Here is a 704-nt window from a genome sequence, read left to right as displayed (position 1 = left end):
GCTTCAGTAATGGGTTTAGAACGTTGAATACGCCAGGAGGTACCATTCCAGCCGGTGCCATTAGGCCAGCTTCCACCACCCCAGACAGCAGAGTTCATTGCCTGTTCAACCAAAAATGCATTTTGCTCACTGATGACCTGCGGTGCCGGTTTATCGCAGTCGAAACAGGCGCGCGCCGGGTCGGTTTCGTCTAAAACGTTTCCGTCTGCATCTTCAATGCGTTCAATGAAATAAGGTTCGACCAAAAAGCCACCATTTGCGAAAACAGCAAATGCTCTGGCTACCTGCATCGGTGTCATTGAAAGAGAACCCAACGAGAGCGATTCATTTTCAGGAATTTCAGAACGATCCAGCCCAAATTTCGCTAAATGGTCTGCCACTTGCTTTACGCCCAATTCGCGAATTAGCCGCACTGAAACCACGTTTTTCGACTTAGCCAGCGCTTTACGCAGGCGAATAGGCCCTTCGTAAACTTCAGGCGAGTTTTTGGGTCGCCAGGCAATACCGGAACCCGGGTTCCACTGGTTAATCGGAGCATCATTAACTAGAGTCGCCAGCGTCAATCCTTCTTCAAAGGCTGCTGAATATATTAACGGTTTAATATTAGAACCAACCTGACGTTCCGCTTGTAATGCGCGGTTGTACTGGCTCAGCTGGAAACTGTAACCACCAACCACAGCAGCTACAGCGCCGTCATCGGGCCT

Annotated in this window: 1 protein-coding gene; it reads right to left on the bottom strand. The window is 49.9% G+C overall.

All coding sequences use genetic code 11. The annotated features are described in order from the left end of the window. Window positions 1-704: penicillin-binding transpeptidase domain-containing protein (locus B3180_RS15135; protein WP_286845325.1), on the bottom strand; the 704-nt coding region annotated here is incomplete at both ends.

Source organism: Idiomarina sp. UBA4206 (genome assembly GCF_002383015.1).
Classification (GTDB): Bacteria; Pseudomonadota; Gammaproteobacteria; order Enterobacterales; family Alteromonadaceae; genus Idiomarina; species Idiomarina abyssalis.
Note: the sequence above shows the minus strand (reverse complement) of the source record. Positions and strands in the feature narration are given on the sequence as shown.